The organism is Paenibacillus terreus (assembly GCF_042138595.1).
In the GTDB taxonomy this organism is placed as follows: Bacteria; Bacillota; Bacilli; order Paenibacillales; family Paenibacillaceae; genus Paenibacillus; species Paenibacillus terreus.
The window spans coordinates 287602-308789 of record NZ_JBHIRX010000004.1; the positions used below are offsets into that span (position 1 = coordinate 287602).

The window sequence follows — 21188 nt, forward strand, 5'->3', positions numbered from 1 at the left end:
CAAACCTCCAAATAACGAATTAACGGACTGCAAATAAGGTTATGTCAACGATTAGCAGCGGGTTGCTGCAGATCATGTCATCATGTCAATGTTCGCTGGCGGGCTGCTGCTGGGTGATGCAATGAATGTTGCCGCCGCCAAGCGCAATTTCCCGTGTATTCACTTGAACAACCTTTCTGTCCGGGAACAACGCGCTAATTTGTTTAAGGGCGTCCTGATCGCGAGAGTCGTCGAAAGCCGGGATGACAACACCCCCATTGCAAATATAAAAATTGACATAGGTAGCGGCAAAGCATGTTCCCGTCGTCCGGCTGTAGCTGCGGCGCGCCCTGTCGATGCGCCGCGCTTCTTCCTCCGTTATCGTCAGAGGCGACGGAATCGGAATCCGGTGGATTTCCAGCTTCCTGCCGCGCGCATCGACGGCTGAACACAGCGTTTGGTATGCCTCCTGCAGAACTCCATACTGCGGATCATCCGGGTCGTCCGTCCAGCTCATTGCCACAACGCCGGGCCGGACAAATGCGGCCACTTCATCGATATGGCCGTCTGTCTCGTCAAAGCGCATGCCTTCCTTGATCCAGATAATCGTATCGACGTTCAGGTATTCCTTCAGCAGCTCTTCGATATCGCCCTTGGACAGGTCCGGATTCCGGTTCGGATTCAGCAGGCACTGCTCCGTTGTCAGCAGCGTGCCTTCCCCGTCCACATGAATGGAGCCTCCTTCAAGAATGAAATGCTGGGCGTCATAACGGTCCTTGTATTCCATCTCCAGCACCTTTTGCTTGACCAGGAGGTCTTTATCCCAAGGAAAATACAACCCGCCTTGCAGTCCACCCCAGGCATTAAAGCCCCAGTCGATCCCCCGCACCACACCCAGGCTATTCTTGACGAAGGTCGGCCCGATATCCCGCATCCAGGCATCGTTGGAGGACAGCTCAACGACCCGGATCGGGGGCGGGAAAACAGCGCGGACATGCTCATACTGTGCCGAGCCTACTCCAATCGTCACCGGCTCAAACTGCGAGATGGCGAGCGCCACCTCCACAAAGGCATCCTGCGCTGGTTTTGCCCCCATTCTCCACGTATCCGTCCGCGTGGGCCACAGCATCCAGGTGCCGCGATGCGGTTCATATTCGGCAGGCATGCGGAACCCGTCCCGTCTCGGCGTGCTGTTGATCGTTCTTGGCATACCAACACCTCTTGCTTAAGCTTTTGTCTTTTCCAGCACTTTACGGAACGTTGCGATGACCCGGTCCATTTCTTCCTTGCTTATCGTGAGCGGAGGCTCAATCCGGATCGTTTTGGAATTAATGAGCGTGCCCGCCACGAGAATGCCCTCGTCAAACATGCCTTTGGATATTTCGTAGCCGACCTCGTCCCGGTGGAATTCAATGCCGATCATCAGGCCGATGCCGCGGATTTCCATGATCTTGTCTTCATGTCCCGCGGCCACCTGGCGAAGACCTTCCAGGAAGTAGCGTCCTGACTCCCCGGCCCGTGCGGGCAGCTCTTCTTCAAGCAGCACGTCGATGGTTGCTATCGCCGCAGCGCAGGCCAGCGGATTACCGCCGAAGGTCGTGGTGTGCATGAACGGATTGGGGAACAGGCTTTGGAACACTTTTTCCGTGGCAACCACCGCACCCGCCGGAATCACGCCGCCGCCAAAGGCTTTGGCAAGACACAGAATGTCCGGCACAACCTCGTACAGCTCGCAGGCGAACATTTTGCCCGTACGCCCCATTCCGGTCTGCACCTCGTCAAATACGAGCAGTGCACCGTATTGATCGCACAGTTCACGTACCTGGTGCAAATAATCAGGCGGCGGCAAAATAATCCCGCCCTCGCCCTGCACAGGTTCAAGCAGAACGGCAGCAACGTCCTCCCCGACCATCGCGCAGGTCTCGAACGTTTTGCGCATCATGTCGATATCGCCGAACGGAATATGGCGGAAGCCGGGGATCAGCGGCAGAAACGGCTTGCGGAACATGCCTTTTGCCGTGCCGGACAGCGAGCCCAGGCTCTTGCCATGAAATGCCCTGGTGGTTGAGATGATCGTTGTCCGCTCACTGTACATTCTGACAAGCTTTAATGCCGCCTCCACACTTTCCGTGCCGCTGTTTGTAAAAAAAGAATATTTAAGATCGCCCGGTGTTATGCGTTCCAAAATTTTGGCCAGCATGGCGCGCAATGGATCCAGCAGATCCTGGCTGTGCAGCGCCTGCCGCCCCAGCTGATCCTCGACCGCCTTGATGACCTTCGGATGCCTATGCCCGACATTGTAGATGCCGAAGCCCCCCAGACAGTCAATGTATTCCTTGCCGTTCACGTCCTTAAAACACGAGCCTTCATCATACCATTCCACCGCGGCGAACTGTCCCCCCTGCGTTACCGTCTTGCGGTACTCAAGAAAGCCTGGGTTCACGTTCTCTCGAAAACCGTCGACCGTTTCTTTCGTAATCCATGCTGCGTCTTCCTTCGTGATCTCCTTTTTCCCAATTAGGCCCAGCACCTGTTTGATATAAGCCTTGGTCTCATACTCATAACCAGGCTGACTGCTCGTTTGTGATGGATCGATCGTCATGAGAAATGCCTCCTTGTTATCCGATATACACAGTTAAATCTTTACTTATACAGGAAAATGAATGAACGTCAGTCATTTTGGCGGGAATGAAGGCTTTTCAGCCATTCATTGTGGTATGGGCGGCGGTTATCGCTCAAGCAGCATGGATCTTTTTAAAAATTGGAACACCTCGGTCTGCGATTGTTCACGTGTAATATCCTGGTCGCGTCCGATGAAGAAGCGTTCGGCGGCGTTCTCCACCAGATTGATCACCAGTTTGCTCGTCCACGGGATGTTCAGCTCCGCAATGACCTCTTTGTTGTCCATTGCCCGCTTTATTTCAGCTTCAAACCATTCGTAATAGGGCTTGTAGATCGTTTCCCACATTTCCATGGAATGATCGATGGCCAGCCCGGAATAGACGAGGACAATGACATCCTTGTATTCATCCGTAATGTTGTAGATTTCTTCGATCAGAATCTGCAGAAACTCCGGAAAATCCTTGCGGTCCTTGGTTTTGTCCCGGACTTTCTCCATGGTGACGGAGATCAGGCTCTGGGCGATGGCGGGAATTAAAGCGTTTTTCGAGCGAAAATAGAGATAAAACGTTCCCTGCGCAACCCCGGCTCTTTTGACGATGTCTGAGATGGATGTGCTGTGCAGCCCTTTTTCCGATATGATTTCGATCGCAGCCTGCAGAATCGCATTGTATTTGTCATGTACTGTGCTTGTTGTCAACGGTCTGCCCTCCAATGACTGAATATCATTCATTTTCCAATTCCTGTAATCCACTTTACTGGATACCCGCAAGTAAAGCAACCCTCTGGACATAAATAAATTTTGTTAATTATTCTTACATGAAACAAAAATAGTCTTGAAAAACGAAAAAAATGCAGTATATACTATGACACATAAAACTCAAAAACGGGCAGAGGAGTGATCAGAAGGTGAATTGTGTAATATTTTATGACATATATTGATGAATAATATTCGATCTGATGCCGTTCATAAATGGAAGGAGGAATGGTATGGAAGAGGAAAATCCACTCACGCTGAAACGCTCGCTGAACACATGGCAGCTTATTCTTCTCGGTCTCGGATTTATGACGCCCATGGTTGTGTTCGACACGTTTGGTATCGCCTCGGAGGAGACGGCCGGGCATGTTCCGGCTTCTTATGTGGCGGCACTGGTTGCACTGCTTTTCACGGCCGGAAGCTACTGCTTTATGATCAAAGCTTTTCCTAATGCCGGGTCGGCATATACTTACACGCAAAAATCGTTCAACCCGCACCTGGGATTTATGGTCGGCTGGCTGGCGCTTATGGATTATATGTTTTTGCCCATGGTGAATGCCTTGATCGCACAAATTTACCTTACATCCCTGTTTCCGCAAGCCCCTGCATGGATTTTCGTCGTGCTATTCGTGGCCATCGTTACGGCTATCAATTTGCTGACTGTTAAAGGAACCGCCCGCCTGAACAGCTATTTTGTGCTGCTTCAGCTGCTTGTAGTACTCATCTTTGTCGGTGTAGCCGTATGGGGACTGCTGCAGGGTAAAGGCTCGACCAGGCTATGGTTTCCGGAAGCCTTCTTCTCCGCAGACATTAGTACATCCACCCTTATTTCCGGTGCAACACTGCTTTGCTTTTCCTATCTTGGCTTTGATGCCGTTGCCGGGTTTTCGGAAGAAACCGCCAAGCCGACGAAGACGATTCCCCGCGCTCTTTTCCTTACCGCATTGATCGGCGGCCTGATGTTTACTGTTACCTCCTACTTTGCGCAAGCTTTATTCCCGAATGTATCCGACTTTAAAGATCCGGAAGCTTCGACTCCGGAAATCGCCCTTTATCTGGGCGGTGCTATTTTTCAGGCTATTTTTCTGACCGCCGGTTTTGCAGGCACGATCGCCTCGGCTATTTCTTCCCAGGCCAGCGTATCGCGGCTGATGTATGCGATGGGCCGTGACGGCATGCTCCCGACCCGTTGGTTCCGCTATCTTCATCCGCGTTCGCGCACTCCGATTTTTAATACGCTGTTTGTCGGCCTGATCTCTTTGACTGCCGTTTTTTTCAGCCTCGACACAGCCGCATCATTCATCAATTTTGGAGCTCTTACCGCCTTCACCTTTGTTAATCTCGCCGTCATTGCCCACTATGCGGTTCGCGGCAAAATGCTGCGTAATGCAAGGGAGATCCTGTGTTATCTCGTGATTCCGCTAATCGGCGCCGCCTCCATGATCGTCCTGTGGATCAATCTTGATGTGCATTCCCTCATTCTGGGGCTATGCTGGGCCGCACTCGGGTTTGTTTGTCTGCTGTATTCCACCAAAGGCTTTAAAATGACCCCCGGCAATCTGGCAGTGCCTTCCCGGCTGGACGAAACAGTATAAGTCAGTTAAAAGCTACTGATTTTGTAAAAGAACCAAAAGCTTATTAAACATCCGGATTTCCAGCTGTATGCTTTCCGTGATTACTTCACTCATCAGCAGTTTAAAGTTTGGATCAACCGACTCGAACTCCGCCGCCAGCACTCTTTCTTCCAATTCCTTTAATTTCTTGTTTAAGCGCTCTATGATTTCTTCCACATAAAAAACCAGTTTCTTAATGTCAACATATTCAATAAATGGCAATGCTGCAAACAAGGATCTAATGGACTTGGCGTTTTTAAAGCTTTTATAAATCTCTTCTTTAAAGACTTCCTTGCCCTTTGCGGTGATACTGTAGGTTATTTTATCAGGGCGGTTCTCCGCGTGGATGATTTGAGATTTTTGAATAAGCTCCTTTTTTAACAAGGCCTCAAAATTGTAATACAGATTGCCATCCGTAACATTGACTGTATTGTTCGTACCCTGTACAATCCTTTTCTTGACATCATAGGGATGATAGTCGCCTTTGTGCAGCATGCCCAGGATGAATATTTGAAGAGACAAGGTTGTCTACCCCCTTTGCTTAATACTCATTATTTTACACTATTTAAGAGGTAGTTCAAAAAGTCATCTTTTGATCACGAAGGAAGTCGGGAAGCGGATTCGACATCGAATCTTGAATTCAGCCGGGCCTTCCGGTGCTCACGTACCCCATGTACGCTCCGCTCCTCAGTCCCTATCTTCATTCAACCTTCTCGGTGCTGAAAACCTGACTTTTTGAACACGCATTATAAAGGTGTGGAATGCCGAATCGTACGCCCGAAAGGAAAAAGGGGGCTCCAGCTTGTGCCCATATCATGGCGGCTGGTCCCCCTTTCTCGGTCTATTGATAATTAAATTTTCAAGTTCCGAACGTATTGTACTTAAGGATGTGAAACGGTAATCGCTGCATTGTCAGCAAGAAGCGCCTGGTTGTTTACGATCACCTGGTCACCATTTTCAAGGCCATTAGCAACCAATGCTTGTGTACCCGATTCTTCTCCTACGGTAATCTCCTTGCGTACAGCATGGCCATCAACAGCCACGTACACATAGGACTGGTCGCCGTCCCTTTCAATCGCCTTGCTCGGAATAACGATTCCTTCCTTAGCATTTGCATCCACAAAGCTTACATCTGCCAGCATCCCGGATTTCAGCTTGCCGCTCGTATTGGCTACCGCTATTTTAACCGGAAAACCGTTGCCATTCGCATCATCCGAGCCTATGCTAGTCACCTTGCCTGTCGTCAATATGCCTGAAGCTGCTACGCGAACCTGTACAGCATCGCCAGCCTTGATATTATTAATACGTTCGGCAGGCACGTAGATCTCCAGATTGACGCTGTCCAAGTTGTGGATCACAAGCGCCGGGGATGAAGCGGAGGCTAGTTCACCGACTTCAATATTTTTGCTTTTAACAATCCCTGCTATAGGTGAAGTGATGACCGCATTATCCAATGAATTTTGGGCGATTTCAACGTTAAGCTTTGCTTGCTCCAGCTTTTGTCGGCTTGCTTCAACCCCTGCCGTGCTCTGTGCTACTTCCAATTGCTGCTGGGCATTTTGGTAACCGCTATTGGCGTTTTCATAGCTGTTTTTAGCATTTTCGTAAGCAGCCTTGGCCGTGGACAACGCTTTTTGCGCAGTTGTCAAGGATTTTTCTGCGGCGGCCAGCTGGTTTTCCGCATTGGATTTCGCATTCAGCGCATTATCATAGGCCGTCTGGGCGCTAACCTGAGCAGCCTGTGCTTCTTCCAACTGCACTTGTGTCGCCAGCGAGCTGGCGTAAAGAGATTGCGTGCGGCTCAAGTTCTTTTTCGCATTCTGGAGCGCCTCCTGTGTCTGCTTTACCGTATTGCTGGCGGTAGAGACGGCTGTCCGGGCCTGCTTCAATCCGGTTTGCGCCTGATCGACAGCCGCCTCAGCCTGATTGATTCCCTGCTCTGCCTGCGTAATTGCGCTTTTGGAGGAGATTACACCGTTTCGTGAGTTCACGATGCCGGAGTTCGCGGACACCAAGCCGGATTTATGCGAATCTTCTGCAGATGCAATGGCTGCTTGTGCAGCCGCCACATCGGACTTGGCAATTTTTAATTTATTGCGCAGGTCATCATCTTCAAGCTTGAACAGCACCTGCCCCTTTTTCACCTCGCTCCCGACATCAACAGTTACGGCAGCCACCTTGCCGCCCATTTTGGGAGTAATATTCACCGTTTCCGATGAGGTGATCTTCCCTGTATAGATCTCCTCTCCTCCGATCACACCTTTTTGCGCCTGGCTTACCTTGACATGAATGCTTATATCCTGAGCAGCCTGGCTGCCTTGCGAGCAACCGGATAAAATGCCGGTTCCCAGCAGCAATACAGCAGCAGTCGCTTTCCACTCTTTCATCTATGCTCCGTCCCCTTTCTTTCCGTGCTTATGCTTGAATTTCCGCAGATTCGTCCTTTGCTGCTGTTCGTTTTCGTCCGGTAATAAACAGGAATATCATCGGTATCGAACAAAATAGCGGTATGGATGATAACAGGAATGTATCCGCAATTCCTCTGGAATAAGCGTCCAGCGAGATTAAGCCTGATACTGTTGAAGCCCACGAGCTGCCAAGTGTCGACTGTAAAACCTGAGCGCCTTCAGGTGTGATCGATTCGGCAATATGTTGGGTATGCAGCGCCGTTCGGCTCTGCATGAGAAACGTAAGAATCGCAATGGCCATCGAACCGGCAATCGTTCTGATCAGGTTGGAAGCACCTGAGGCATTTCCGACCTTATGGTTTTCCACGGCATTCATCCCGATCGTAGACAAAGGCATCAAACATAATCCGATCCCGATTCCGCGCAGTACGGTCACAACCTCGAACCACAAATGGGATGTCTGTGGTGTCAGCATGTGAAGATGATAGGTCATTACGCTGGTTAATGTCAGCCCCACGAGACCGATTGGTACGATTCCTATCTTATCCAGCAGCTTGCCGGCGATCGGCATCATGAGGGCCATGGCCACAGCCTGCGGCAGCAAAATAATCCCTGTATCCACAGGGGATACAGACTGAATATTTTGCAAAAATAACGGCGCCAGAAAAGTCCCCCCATACATCCCCATCATGACAAAACTGGAGGCAATGACACTCACGGTAAATTTATAATTTTTAAACAAAGAAATATCGATAACGGCATTGTCTTTGCCGCTCTCGACAACGATGAGGAAGATCAGCGACCAGAAAGCGATGAAGAATAAAGAAACAATTTTAAAGGAGCCCCATCCGTCCGATGACCCGCTGGAAAGCGCGTACAGCAATGTGCCCGCACAGGTGGCGGCCAACAGAAACCCAATAATATCAAACTTTATCGGTTCGCCCTTTGGCGGTTCCTTGATCAATAACACAACCATGAGAATGGCGAATAGTGCCACCGGAACACAAGCGATAAACAGAAATCTCCAGTTAAACCATTCAATCAAATAACCGCTTAACGTCGGGCCGATGGCAGGTGCGGCCATGGAGGAAATGCCCCAGATCCCGATCGCCAATCCAACCTGCTCGCGCGGAATGATTTTATACACAATGGTCATACTGAGCGGAATAATAACGCCGCCGCCAAGGCCGGCAACAATACGGGCCACAATCAAGGCCATGTCATTCCAGGCAAATATGCATAAGGTCGTGCCTAAAGTGAAAACGGAAAGTGCGCCGATCAAAAACTTTTTATAGCCGAAGCGCTGCTCCATGAAGCCTGTAATCGGAACGATAATGCCGGAGGCAAGGGTATATCCGGTAATAACCCACTGAATTCGGGTGGTGGTAGATCCCAAATCTGTAGTCAATTGCGGAATAGCTACGTTAATCAAGCTGTTATTCAACACGGCAACAAAGGCACCCAGTACAATGGCAAAGAAAGCCAGCCAGCGTTCTCTTGATGAATCGTCAGGAGGAGCAGCGGTTATTGTATTCGCATCCATGCCAATCCCCCTCTATGGAGTATGAATTCTGACTTCAACGTTGGTTCCCGGAATCAATCGCATTCCCTCGGGTACGTTGAGGGCAATTTTCACCGGAATCCGCTGTGTAACCTTGTTGAAGTTGCCGCTCGTATTCGTTGCGGGAATTGCAGAAAAAACGGAGTTCGAGGCTTGCCCGACTTGACTTACTTTCCCCTGAATGACCTGACCATCCACTGCATCCAGCGTAACATCGACGGCTGCCCCCGGTTTGATCCGGCCGATGTCGGTTTCTTCGATATTGGTTGAAACATACAGATTGTTCATATCCACCATGACCGCTACCACGGAGTTTGGTGATGCAATCTCCTGGTCCCGGGAGTAGACTTTAATCACCGAACCGTCAATGGGCGCACGCAGCACGGCTTTACTGACGGAAGCGGAGTCCAGGCCGGATACATCCTGCGCGGCAATCATCTCATCCTTCTTGAGCACATCGCCTTCTTCGACATAAATCTGATCCAGCTTGGCCGTGATTTGCGGCATCACTTTATATTGATCCGCGGCAATCCGCGCATCATCGCTTGTCACATAATGTGCGCCCTCGTACCAGTAATAGTAGCCCAGCGCCCCGCCGCTTATGATAAGCAAGACAATAAGTACTGAATAAATTTTCTTCTTACTCACGAACTCCACCTCAGTAGGCTGAATTTTTTTTGGCAAATTCACTTTAAAAATCCCTCGTAAAATGGCTGGAACCACCTTTTATTGGCAAATCCCTGAAGGAACACGCTCCTTTGAATGTATTTTTAATCTAAACATATTACTCTGTACAGAGTATTGAACGATGAGAATTTTAGCCAACTCCAGACGGATTGTCAATAGAAACATAAAAAGATCAGGGGCATTTTCGCATGAAAAAAGCTCTCGCAACCGATTCGGAAGCGGGAGCTGTATGAAAGATATCTGTCAAAGCTGCTGATTTCATCCTATCTCTTGGTGATGCCCTAACAGCACTGAAATTTGTTTGGCAAGAAAATGCGGTGTATACGGCAGATCATTCCTTAGCCAGCCGACAATCGTTCCAATTAAAGCTGAGGAATAGTGCCAGATAGCAATGTCTTTGGGAACCCCTGACTTTGAGATTATGGTGTCGCTTTCTGAATTATGGATCCGGAGAGAGATCATTTCCGTTAACAGTTGTAACAAACGTTCCGTGAAAATCGGAATTCTTTTTGAACCAAGTATGATTTTATAAAATTTGGAGTTTTCCGAGATATGCTCAAGCAAAGCTACCAATCTATCAAAATGAATCTCTTCAACAGAATTATTGTTCACAGGCAGCTCATGGCTTAGTACATGCTGAATGTCCCTAACCATATCATCCGCTATCTTCTCCAACATATCAGGGATATCACGATAATGCAGATAAAAGGTCACGCGGTTAATGGTGGCCCGCTCCGCAATCCGATTGACAGATATTTTTTCAACATCAACTTCTTGCAGCAGATCGATAAGGGCATCCTTTAACAGCTGGCGTGTTCTGACGATCCTGGGGTCAGTGCGATGTTTTTCATGTTCATTCATAAGTTAATTTCAACTCCTGTATTTGGAAATTTACAATTTTTCGCTCATTGTCTATTATTTAAAATTTAAAACACACATAAAATATATTATGTCAACTAATTTACATATTGGCGAAATACGTCGCTTGAAATGCTGCACATTTTAATTTTAATATTTAATTTATACAGTGTAAATTATCCTACACACTGTAAAGTAAGTCCAGACAGAGATATGAAAGGATGGAGCCAAATGAGTAAAGCCATACAAACAAACAGCACCATAAAAAAGGGCCCCATCTTGTTCACCATGATTTTGGGAGCCTTTCTTGCGACGCTGAATCAAACGATCATGAGCGTTGCTACCCCGGAGCTGATGACTGATTTTAATATCTCTGCAGCAACCGCCCAGTGGCTGACAACGGGATACATGCTCGTAAACGGTGTGCTGATCCCGATTACAGCTTATTTAATGCAGCGATTTACGACAAGACAGCTATTTCAAGCTTCGATGCTGTTCTTTTTAATCGGCACGGTCATATCCGCCTTTGCAGGCAGCTTCCCCATTCTCTTGACCGGGAGAATGATTCAGGCGGCCGGGGCCGGCATTATTATGCCGCTGCTCACGAATGTCATCCTTACGCTATTCCCTCCGGAGAAAAGGGGATCGGCCATGGGCATGATGGGATTTGCTATTATTTTCGCTCCGGCGATTGGGCCGACTCTTGCCGGTTATGTACTGGAAAATTATGCGTGGGAAATGATGTTTTACGGCATGCTCCCGCTTGCTCTTATAGTTATCCTGTGCGGATTTATTTTTCTGCGGAATGTATCGGAGCCAAAAGTGATCAAGTTTGATATGCTCAGCGTCCTTCTTTCCACAATTGGAATGAGCGCATTGCTGTACGGCTTCAGCCTGGCAGGCAGCAAAGGATGGACAAGCCCGGAAGTGACAGGCTCCATCATCGCAGGCCTCGCTGCGCTTGCTCTCTTCACCTGGCGGCAGCTGGTATCCCGCACTCCTTTGCTGGATCTCCGGGCCTTCAAATACAATATGTTCACTTTAACGACGATCATTAATATCGCGGTTACGATGATTATGTATGCGGATATGATGCTGCTTCCGCTGTACCTGCAAAATGCCCGCGGCTACACCGCTCTGGAATCCGGCTTGCTGATGCTGCCCGGCGCGCTGGTGATGGGCTTCCTGATGCCGGTTACGGGCAAGTTGTTCGATCGTTTTGGCGCGAAGTGGCTGTCCATTATCGGTCTGGCCATTACGATTGCCACCACACTTGGTTTTATTAATTTGACGGAATCAACCAGCTACACTTATCTGCTGCTCATGTCGACCGGCCGCCGGATCGGGATGGCATTGCTGATGACACCGCTGCAAACCGCTGGTTTGAATCAGTTGCCAAATAGACTAAACGCACATGGTACGGCCATCTCCAATACAGTTCGGCAAGTAGCTGGCGCCGTGGGTACCTCCCTTCTTGTCACCGTGATGACAAGCCGTACAAGCACGCATATGCAGAATATGATCGCTTCAGGCGCGGCACAAGATACGACGAAAGAGCACTTGATGTTGCAAGCCAATATTCAGGGTATCAACGATGCCTATCTTGTCATTGTTGGGATCGGCGTCGTCGCATTGCTGCTCTCCTTTTTCATTAAGCGTGTCAAACAAGCCACTGATGCTGAGGAAGAACCTAAAGCAGCGTTGAAAAGGGCAATCCGTACAGAAGCATAATGTCATATGCAAACAGGCAGTTGGCAGTATAGTTAAATTAACAAGGGGGCTGTTCCTGAAGTCATGGAAGATGACTTAGGGACAGCCCCTTTTCGCCTGCAATATCATATTCAGTCGGAGGATGCTTCTTTACCAAAAGTTCTTAAAATATAGGCAAGCTGCTCATTCATATATTCCGGGCTGTGGGCAAAGCCGTCCTTGCTCCACTGAATAAGCAGCCCCATGATTGCATTTGTCTGATAAGCTGCCTGCAATGAGGCATCCAGTTTATCGAGCTCAAACTGTGAAGCGCTGCCTTGAATCAAGCTTTTTATTTTTTCAAAAAGCGAATAGTAGTAGGAAAGTGAAGAATTATTGTCAAACACGATTTCATAAAATTCCTGATACTTTTTGACATGATGAAAGATACGGATGGTTGAGGGGTCGAGATGGTTTGAGGTTATGCGGGATGTATGCCGGTACGGCTCGTAGTAGGATTCCTCCAGATCTTGCAGCAAATCATGAAGATGCTCGTCAAACAAGGCTCTGATGTCCTTATAATGCAAGTAAAAGGTTCCCCTATTCACTTCAGCCTCGCGGCAAAGCGAAGACACGGAGATGGTTTCCAGTGTTTTTGTTTTTAATAAAGCCAGGAGTGCCTGATGCAGCGCTTTTTTGGTTTTAATAACTCTTACATCGTTTTCATTCATATCCTCTGTTTCCCTTTCATATAAATGCTTGTCTGATTTGATAATCAACATTTTGATCGTATTTGTTCAATAACTTCGATATAAAGAGTATTATATAACGCCATATGAGAAGTGTATAGTTTTTTGCTAGTACTGCGTTGTCGAATAGCCCCTTCGAGTCATATTCAGAAAAGATCCGGTCAGCTATGATGATAAAGCTGCGACATGCCGATATCCGAAAATAAACTTTGACTGGACCTAAGTCGGGGGAAAATAACCGCCTTCGGATGGTTTTTCCATTTGCCTTTTCCCATTATCCTTTAATCGAGAAAGTTAATAACAAATATTAATTTACGGATTAAAGGAGAGAAAAAATGAAAAAAGTATGGCGTTTCGTCGTATATACGTGCGTTACAATTCTGGTGGTAGGAGGAACCGGAGCGTTCGGTTACATGCGCACGATGCAGGAGTCTATGTCGGTCTACGATAAGCCGGTTCCTGCTTCTTTACAAAGCGTCCAAGCTCCTGCCTATGATTCGAAAAAGCCGACAGTAGCCGTTATATTGGCGAATGAAGTGACCGAGGTGTTCGATTTTCTCGTACCTTACGAAATGTTCTCTATGACAGGCTCATACAATGTGTTTGCGGTTGCACCCGACAAAAACGTCAAATCGTTGACAGGCGGTCTTGATATCGTGCCCCATTATACTTTTGATGAATTAGATCAATTGACGGGCAAAGGTCCGAATATTATCGTCATCCCTTTCATGCCGATTTTGGATGAAGCGAAATACAAGCCTGTCCGCGATTGGATAAGACAGCACTCGGGCAAGGAAACGACATTACTGTCCATCTGCAATGGTGCCGAGAATTTGGCCGATACCGGCCTGCTGGATGGAAAATCTGCAGCAACGCACTGGGGAGATATCGGCAGGTTGGAAAAGAAATATACCGAAGTTACTTGGAAGAGAGACCAGCGTTACGTGGCTGACGGCAATTTGGTCTCGTCAGCCGGCCTGACTTCGGGGATCGATGCAACCCTGTACGTCATCTCCCGGCAAATGGGCGAGCCCACTGCTGAGAAAGTGGCAAAGGAAATAAATTACCCATCCTACCATTTTGTTCAGCATCCGCAAATGGAGCCATTCACTGCCGGATTGAGCGATGTCGTCTATATTCTGAACAACGCGTTCCAATGGAGCAAGAAGAAAGACGGGATCCTGCTGTATGACGGTGCCGACGAACTCATGTTATCCTCTGCCTTTGACACTTATGGAGCTTCCGGAACGACGACAACAATAACAGTATCAAGTAAACGCGATCCGGTCGTGACCCGGCATGGTCTGAATCTCGTCGCCCGATATCAAATTGCGGATGCTCCGAAACTCGACAGAATGATTTTCGTAGGCCCGGATGTGGAGACGGTCGCTACGGGCGATATACGAAACTGGAACGAAAACGGTGGAGAGGCTGAACAGCTTTACCTGCACACCGACTCGCCCGAGCGGTTCGCGATGGAACCGGCGTTTGAAGATCTGGCGAGGCAGGAGGATGTCCGGACGGCCAAATTCGCCGCCAAGCGGCTCGAGTACCGTGCCACAAGTCACTTTAAACTTGAAGGAGTCCCTTTTTCGTACGAAGCGTTCGGCATTCCGATCGGTGTCGGCGTGTTGTCTCTGGTCGTTCTTTATTTAGCGGACAGACGTTTCATAAGAAAAAAGAACATCTCCACATAAACCGGGATGAAAAAGAAGCATTGCAGACGTCAGGTCTGGATGCTTCTTTTTCGTTAGAGAGACTACTGGAGTTGACGCTGAATCAAAGCAGACACTTTTTCTAGTTTTCTTGGAAGAAGGGGATTCGCCCTGCTCAGAGTCTAGTATCCAGAGCGAAACGGGTGTCTATAGAGTATGGTGTATGGTGTATGGTGTTTGGTGTTTGGTGTTTGGTGTTTGGTGTTTGGTGTCCGTTGTCTGATGCCTGATGCCTGATGCCTCTTCATACAGCTTTGCATGATTATCCCTTTTACTCAGAATGCGGGGGTTGAGGGAGCCTAGGGGAAGGAATAAAGAGAAAAGAGATACGAAAAAAAGAGGCAGCTCAAGTGGGATGTTCGACTTGAAATAGGAACATACGTTTGGTATAATGAGAAAAAGAACTTACGTTCCGTATATCATTGATTCGGGGGCGAGCAGACATGGAAGTCCAAGCGGAAACAGAACTTCAATCCTTTAGCAGTCTTTATCACAACGAGCAGGACTGCATGGAGGCATTGATCGCGATGAAGTGGCCGAACGGCTTCGTCTGCCCGCGTTGCGCTCACACTCGCTGCAGTCGTCTGACTTCCCGGCGCATTCCCTTGTTCGAGTGCGCCAGGTGCGCGCATCAAACGTCGGCTTTGGTCGGCACGATTTTTGAACGAACCCATCTCCCCCTGACCAAGTGGTTCCAGGCGCTGGAGTTGTTCCTGCTGCCCGACGGCATCTCGGCGTTGCGGCTGAGCCAGGTGATCCAGGTCACCTACAAGACCGCATGGCTGATGCTGCACCGCATCCGCCATGCCATCGGGGAGTACGATGCCCGGGAGCTGCTCTGCGGAGACGTGAAGGTGAACAGCGACCTGTATGGGCGTAATCCGGCCCGGCTACAGTTTCCTCATCCGCATGCTTCGGCAGTCGTAGCGGGATGCACGGTTACGGAGTCGGGCGAGCCGGAGCAGGTCAAAATTCACCTGGTGCCACAGATGAGGGGAGATGGGAACGGAGCGAATCGACTCGAACTCGCTGCGTTCATCAACGAACAGGTAGATGTCCGTGCATCGGCGGTACAGTCGTTCCCTCAAGCCTTTCGGCTGTATAGACCCTTGCGAAACGTCGTGAGAGAGGCGTGGACATCGCTGAAGCGTACATATATTGCCTTGGGCACCAAACATCTGCAGGCGTACCTCAATGAGTACACCGTACGCCGCCGACTGCGCCTGCCCGGAGGGGAAGAACCGATGTGGCAGAAGTTGTTGTACATGAGCGCGGCGATTCCGGCGATCCCTTACCGCCGACTGATTGCGCGCCAACCGGTTCAGCCTCTTGCGGCTGCGTCCTGACCACAATGCTTGAACGAGGAAAGGTGAGCATGATGCGCGTGGCTTGAACGGTGTGGGTTAACATGAACGAGGACATCGGAAAAATTCAGGTTCAAGCGGCAACGAGGGCCAGACAGAGTCTTTTATTTTTTCAGGGCTTTGCTCCGCTCCCCCTCCTTCTCTCTCGGTCGGTTTCACATCACCTAAACGCTCTGCTTTCTGCTAAGATCACCTCATAATCTCGAACCGATCTGCTTCTCCGTAAGGCACAATTCCAAAATAATAGACCCGTTTGATTGTCCTGAATAGCGTAACAACAGGCATTTTCGTGCCACACTTGATCCGTTATTTTCTTTAACGCGCCTAAAGTCTATTTTCGGTTCCCGGTTTTCTGTTTTTCTTCACCTGATCCAATGGGATAATCATGCAAAGCTCCGGGGCAGCGAGTTCATATGCCTTGCCACGGTCGACGGGCAGCTTGACTGTCAAGCACTGATTTTAACTTAACTTTCGCAGCATGAAATTGGCAAACTTGCAAGGAGGGGATTCGAATTCCTCAGAACCCAGCCAGCGGCTACAAAGGTTTAATTGGATTTGTGCTCTGCGAAAGTTGAGTTCTATAACCATAAAAAAGGCTGCGAGCAGCGATCTGCTTACAGCCTTTGGATTTAATCCATTATTGGTTATATGAACCGACGAAGCAGCAGATTAGAAACCTGCCGTCCAGCCAGCGTCAGCGGCGATCACAGCGCCGTTGACAAAGCTTGATTCGTCTGAGGCCAGGAACAGAGCCACTTTTGCGATTTCCTCCGCTTGTCCTATGCGAGGAATTACACCTTGGGTAACTTTGGTCCGGGAAGCGCCAAATTCATTCCAGTTACTCATCGTTGAAGCAATGTTCGTAGCTGTTGCTCCTGGCGCGATGGCATTGCAGCGAATGCCTTTTTGCGCATACATGAAAGCCGTATTTTTCGTAATGCCGACAACGGCATGCTTGGAAGCGGTATAAGCGACCCCTGCATGTGCACCACTGAATCCGCCTGTTGATGCCGTATTCACGATAACACCTGTTCCTTTTTCCAGGAAGATGGGAATCGCTTTGCGAATGGCGCGCATAACCCCTTTTGTATTGACATCGAAAATAAAATCCCATTTCTCGTCATCCACGTCACCTGCGGGTGCCATATTATCCATGACGCCGGCATTGTTGACCAAAATATCGAGAGTGCCAAATTCCTGAACGGCCGTATCAATCATGGTATGAATATCGTTTAGATCGGCAACATTGGTTTTTACGGCGATGGCCGTGCCGCCGTTTGCTTTAATTCCTGCCGCAACGGCTTCCGCGCCTTCGATATTCAGGTCTGAAACGACGACACTTGCTCCTTCTTGTGCGAATAACTCCGCAATCGCTTTACCCATGCCGGATGCTGCTCCTGTAACCACCGCTGCTTTGCCTTCCAATCTCATGGCTGATTCCTCCCGATATTTAATGAACAACTGTTCATTAGGAGTATACATCTCTTTTCATTCCCATGTCAATTTTCGCTCGGTAAGAAGCACAAAAGACCGATGAACAGAGCAGCTTGCCCTTGTTCTCGGTCTTTTTTAGCGTCATTTCACCGTGATCGTGCCATAGGTCATATACATGCCGCAGTTAAAATTGTAGGTTCCCGGCTTCAAGTTGGTATCTACTGTATAATAATTATCGTCCTTTTCCAAATAAACGATCATATCCAGGTCCTGGGAGACTATACTTCTGATGTGTGTCAAGTTCGTCATTTTCTTAAAATCGATCTTCGTTGGCACCCCCTGCTTCACTTCGATATGAGCAGGGCTGAAGCTGTCATTCTCCACTTTAACGGTCACAATATCATAATTGGCCAAGTCTTCTTGCTGTGAGGCTTGCTGCTTGTCCAGTGCAGCAGGCCTGCCACTAAGATTAAAATAAATAAGCAAGCCTCCCACCAGTATCAAAACAGCCAGTCCAAGCACCAGAAGGGGCCACCATTTTGCAATGTATTTGGTCATTATTCAACATCCTATCCAGCTTGATTGTTTTTTCTGAAACTTTCTTCATTCACGATACATGAAAACGGCCAGTAACAAAATAGCTCTTTGGAGCTACAATAGAAATAGAACCATGACAAGAACAACCGTCCAGGAGATCATCCGGGGCGGTTGCTGCTTGTCATTGCGCTTTTTTAACAGCATGGCGGTAATAACGGATCACCTTGCGGTACATCGTCTTGTCCTTGAGTTGATTGAAAATATACGGGTCCGGCTTGACATTCACCTCAATAATCCACGGCTTCAGACTACGGTCCAGTCCGACATCCACACCAATTTGCTTCAGGTAAGGAGCTTTCTTCTTCATGTGACGGGCGATACGGAGACCAAGCTCATTCATTTCACGAATCAGTTCATCTCTGCGGCTTGCGGAAGCATGGGATTCCAGCAGCTTGTGCACATCCATCGGTTTGCCGCCATTGTGGTAATTGGTCACAATCCTTTTGGGATGACCCAGCCGTCCGATGACCCCTGTGGCCTCCCAGGTTTGGCTCGGACTTAACTGCACCATGACACGGATATCAAAGCGTCTGTTGTTATGCTTGAGCAGATGGATGCCTTTCTGAATCAGATAGCTTCTCTTACCGACAAGACGTGCCAGAGCCGTATAAAATGCCTCAAAACTGCTGAATGTCACGCGTTTTTCGTTCATCTGATAGGCATACTTCTGCTGCTCCAACTCTGCCCGGATCACGCCCATTCCGTACGTGCCGCGCTCCGGTTTAATGTACACCATCCTGTAGCCGCTGATCATGCTTCTCAGATTCTCTTTGTTAAACTTCTGCGTATCCGGAATAAACGTTGTAATGGAACTGTTGTCAAGCAGCATCTTTGTTTTGTACCATTTGCTCCGCAATGGCTGAAGCTTATCCTTTCCCACAGCGCATCTCTCCCTGCATAGGGTTCACCCCGTTTTATCAAGGCAATGCATCATATGCATTCACGGTATCCTACACCTGAGCAGTGGCCCTACTAAAGGGAAAAATGATATATTTGCACCAGCCCTGACCAAACCTCTTCTGTGTACATATCATGAACAAGATGTCATCCTTTGTGCAGGGAGTTGAGCAAATGCCGGCAATACGCGGAATTTGGTTAAAAAGCACGCCCATGATTGATGTTCTTATACCTGCGATTGAAAAAGATTTAGGCACCCTTCCCTATGTGATCGATAACGTTCGCCGTTTTGTACAGCATCCGATCGGGCGCATTTATATTGTTTCACCGTCCAGCAGCAAAATCAAGCAGCTCTGTTCAAGAAAAAACTGTGTTTTTATTGACGAAACAACCGTGCTTCCGATCACTAAAAAAGATATAAACTACCAGTCATCCCGCTGGAACCGGTCAGGCTGGCTGTACCAGCAGCTGCTCAAGATGAACGCGGATCATTATGTTAAAGCATCTCACTTTCTGGTGCTGGATGCGGACACAGTCCTGATCAAGCCCCATTCTTTTTTTGTTGACGGGAAAACAGTATTTTATTGCCGCGACTGGAGCCAGCCGGAATATTTCAACACATACCGCAAGCTGCTGAGCATGAAAGCCCCACAGCCCCGCTCCTTTGTCACCCATTACATGATGTTCGAGAAATCGAAGCTTACTGCCTTGAAAAAGAAGATTGAGGCGATCCACCATATTCCTTGGTACAAGGCCATTATCCGCAGCATCGATAAGAAGAAGCAGTTCGGTTTTTCTGAATATGAGACCTACGCCAACTACTTGTATACGTTGAACTCCGGCAGTATGCTGCTCAGGAGCGCCAAGAATAAAAGCCTGCATATGAACGCTTCCGATTTAACAGAAGAGGAAATGCTTAAGCTGGCGCGGGAGTACCGTTCCCTCTCCTTTCACAAGCGAAAAATCTACAGCAAACCTCCGGGAGCTAATGGAGAGGCTGCGATGAACACCAATGCTGCGCGCCGTCGCCGACGGATGCGCTCCAAGTCTCCAAGATAGCTACGTCTTGCAGAGGATTGAATTACCGATACTGCTCTACTTGGCAGCAGGGCTGTTATCCATGGGGGAGAATTGCCCCAGTCTGCCAAACCATAACCGATAGCTCATCAAGGCCAGCAATATGCTGGTCAGCGCTGCGGAAGAAGCGAAGGCAAACATGATGAGAATCTGATACCTGACAGCCTCAAGCGGGCTTGCCCCCGCCACGATCATACCTGTCATCATGCCTGGAAGCTGCACAAGTCCAACCGTTTTCATGCCGTCAATGGTCGGGATCATGCTGGAACGGGTGGAACGCTTCAGCAGCTTGTGAATGGCCTGACGCGGAGTAGCCCCCAGGGACAGCAGCGTCTCCACTTCCCCATTGGAAGCGACTGCTTCCCTCTTCATCTGATTAAGAAACAAGCTTGCAACGACCATCGCATTGCCGATCGTCATGCCGCTGATGGGAATGATGTATCGCGCTTCAAAGGGAATAATGCCCAGAATGAGCAATAAACCGATGGTCACCAGCTCCGTTGCCGCAATCGCAATCCATACCCGGAGGTAAATCCCAGGCAGGCCCTTCCCCCGCTTAGCGGCATTCCATGCGGCTACCCCCACCATGATAAACAGCATCAGCAGGATGAAAAGCGGATGGTGAGTCCCGAATACGTATTGCAGGACGAAGCCGATGGCAAGCAGCTGAACAGCCGATCTGATCGTCCCGACAAGAATGTCCTTTTCCAGCCCCAGCTTCTGCCAAATGGAAATACTCATAGAAACTGCAACAAATACAAGGGTCGATGCCAGCGCAGCATAAGAGATGTCAAATTCAGTTTGATGCAGCCTGCTTGCTGTCTTCAGATTATCCTCTATCGTTCCTTCCAGCATCACCGGTGTTTGACTTACATAGCAGACATTCTTCCGCCAAGCGCGCGGCTCCCAGTGTTGCAGCGGCTTGTCCAGCAGGATCATCTCTCCGCCGTCCGCTTCATCCAGCAATGCCAGAATACGGAGCAGTGTGCTTTTCCCTTGTCCGGAAGGTCCGACAAAGGCGATTCGGTCACCGCTCGCTACTGTTGCGCTGGCTTGTGCAAACAAGGTTCTGGACTCCAGTGCTGTTATGGTTTTGCTCAAGCCCTCGAAAGACAGGATGCTGCTGTTCATTTAATATCCTCCGCTGTACATATAGTGCATTTTGTATACCACATCATTATACA

18 protein-coding genes are annotated in these 21188 nt (G+C 48.9%); 5 read left to right on the top strand and 13 right to left on the bottom strand.

Annotated features, from left to right (window positions below):
* Positions 1-85: 85 nt before the first annotated feature.
* The 3 genes from aguA to ACE5KN_RS10495 all read right to left on the bottom strand — a co-directional run bounded on the left by aguA (position 86) and on the right by ACE5KN_RS10495 (position 3331).
* On the bottom strand, positions 86-1189 hold the full coding sequence (aguA, locus tag ACE5KN_RS10485; RefSeq protein WP_375526569.1) for an agmatine deiminase: 1104 nt from the start codon (positions 1187-1189) through the stop codon (positions 86-88).
* A gap of 15 nt (positions 1190-1204) precedes the next feature.
* Complete coding sequence (locus ACE5KN_RS10490; protein ID WP_375526570.1) at positions 1205-2581, bottom strand: putrescine aminotransferase; 1377 nt, start codon at positions 2579-2581, stop codon at positions 1205-1207.
* A 126-nt stretch (positions 2582-2707) separates the two neighbouring features.
* On the bottom strand, positions 2708-3331 hold the full coding sequence (locus tag ACE5KN_RS10495; RefSeq protein WP_375533077.1) for a TetR/AcrR family transcriptional regulator: 624 nt from the start codon (positions 3329-3331) through the stop codon (positions 2708-2710).
* Positions 3332-3588: 257 nt separating this feature from the next.
* Between ACE5KN_RS10495 and ACE5KN_RS10500 the strand changes: the two genes are divergently transcribed.
* A complete protein-coding gene (locus tag ACE5KN_RS10500) occupies positions 3589-4950 on the top strand; it encodes an APC family permease (protein WP_375526572.1) in 1362 nt (453 codons plus the stop codon).
* Between the two features lie 12 nt (positions 4951-4962).
* On the opposite strand, the gene ACE5KN_RS10505 is transcribed toward ACE5KN_RS10500, so the two are convergent.
* The 5 genes from ACE5KN_RS10505 to ACE5KN_RS10525 all read right to left on the bottom strand — a co-directional run bounded on the left by ACE5KN_RS10505 (position 4963) and on the right by ACE5KN_RS10525 (position 10485).
* Positions 4963-5490, bottom strand: a complete 528-nt coding sequence (locus ACE5KN_RS10505) for a PadR family transcriptional regulator (protein ID WP_375526573.1) — start codon at positions 5488-5490, stop codon at positions 4963-4965.
* A 359-nt stretch (positions 5491-5849) separates the two neighbouring features.
* Positions 5850-7355: an efflux RND transporter periplasmic adaptor subunit gene (locus tag ACE5KN_RS10510; protein WP_375526574.1), complete on the bottom strand. Its 1506-nt coding sequence runs from the start codon at positions 7353-7355 to the stop codon at positions 5850-5852.
* A 28-nt stretch (positions 7356-7383) separates the two neighbouring features.
* Positions 7384-8919 (bottom strand): DHA2 family efflux MFS transporter permease subunit, encoded by a 1536-nt coding sequence (locus ACE5KN_RS10515; RefSeq protein ID WP_375526575.1) that lies wholly within the window; start codon positions 8917-8919, stop codon positions 7384-7386.
* Between the two features lie 12 nt (positions 8920-8931).
* On the bottom strand, positions 8932-9585 hold the full coding sequence (locus ACE5KN_RS10520; protein ID WP_375526576.1) for an HlyD family secretion protein: 654 nt from the start codon (positions 9583-9585) through the stop codon (positions 8932-8934).
* Positions 9586-9882: 297 nt separating this feature from the next.
* Complete coding sequence (locus ACE5KN_RS10525; RefSeq protein WP_375526577.1) at positions 9883-10485, bottom strand: TetR/AcrR family transcriptional regulator; 603 nt, start codon at positions 10483-10485, stop codon at positions 9883-9885.
* A 228-nt stretch (positions 10486-10713) separates the two neighbouring features.
* Between ACE5KN_RS10525 and ACE5KN_RS10530 the strand changes: the two genes are divergently transcribed.
* A complete protein-coding gene (locus ACE5KN_RS10530; RefSeq protein ID WP_375526578.1) occupies positions 10714-12213 on the top strand; it encodes a DHA2 family efflux MFS transporter permease subunit in 1500 nt (499 codons plus the stop codon).
* Between the two features lie 110 nt (positions 12214-12323).
* Here the strand turns inward: ACE5KN_RS10530 and ACE5KN_RS10535 are convergent, their stop codons facing one another.
* The gene (locus ACE5KN_RS10535) at positions 12324-12902 is read right to left on the bottom strand and encodes a TetR-like C-terminal domain-containing protein (RefSeq protein WP_375526579.1); all 579 of its coding nucleotides are present in this window, start codon (positions 12900-12902) and stop codon (positions 12324-12326) included.
* A 353-nt stretch (positions 12903-13255) separates the two neighbouring features.
* Between ACE5KN_RS10535 and ACE5KN_RS10540 the strand changes: the two genes are divergently transcribed.
* Positions 13256-14617, top strand: coding sequence for a DJ-1/PfpI family protein (locus tag ACE5KN_RS10540; RefSeq protein WP_375526580.1), 1362 nt, complete (start codon positions 13256-13258; stop codon positions 14615-14617).
* 461 nt (positions 14618-15078) lie between these two features.
* Complete coding sequence (locus tag ACE5KN_RS10545; RefSeq protein ID WP_375533078.1) at positions 15079-15981, top strand: transposase; 903 nt, start codon at positions 15079-15081, stop codon at positions 15979-15981.
* 687 nt (positions 15982-16668) lie between these two features.
* Here ACE5KN_RS10545 and ACE5KN_RS10550 read toward each other — a convergent pair.
* The 3 genes from ACE5KN_RS10550 to ACE5KN_RS10560 form a co-directional block, all read right to left on the bottom strand.
* Positions 16669-17430, bottom strand: coding sequence for an SDR family oxidoreductase (locus ACE5KN_RS10550; protein WP_375526361.1), 762 nt, complete (start codon positions 17428-17430; stop codon positions 16669-16671).
* Positions 17431-17574: 144 nt separating this feature from the next.
* The gene (locus ACE5KN_RS10555; protein ID WP_375526362.1) at positions 17575-17991 is read right to left on the bottom strand and encodes a cupredoxin domain-containing protein; all 417 of its coding nucleotides are present in this window, start codon (positions 17989-17991) and stop codon (positions 17575-17577) included.
* 160 nt (positions 17992-18151) lie between these two features.
* Positions 18152-18910: a YheC/YheD family protein gene (locus tag ACE5KN_RS10560; RefSeq protein ID WP_375526363.1), complete on the bottom strand. Its 759-nt coding sequence runs from the start codon at positions 18908-18910 to the stop codon at positions 18152-18154.
* A 191-nt stretch (positions 18911-19101) separates the two neighbouring features.
* Here ACE5KN_RS10560 and ACE5KN_RS10565 point away from each other — a divergent pair, with 191 nt between their 5' ends.
* On the top strand, positions 19102-19986 hold the full coding sequence (locus tag ACE5KN_RS10565; protein ID WP_375526462.1) for a DUF6492 family protein: 885 nt from the start codon (positions 19102-19104) through the stop codon (positions 19984-19986).
* Between the two features lie 36 nt (positions 19987-20022).
* Here the strand turns inward: ACE5KN_RS10565 and ACE5KN_RS10570 are convergent, their stop codons facing one another.
* Positions 20023-21135, bottom strand: a complete 1113-nt coding sequence (locus ACE5KN_RS10570; RefSeq protein ID WP_375526364.1) for an ABC transporter permease — start codon at positions 21133-21135, stop codon at positions 20023-20025.
* Between the last annotated feature and the right edge of the window lie 53 nt (positions 21136-21188).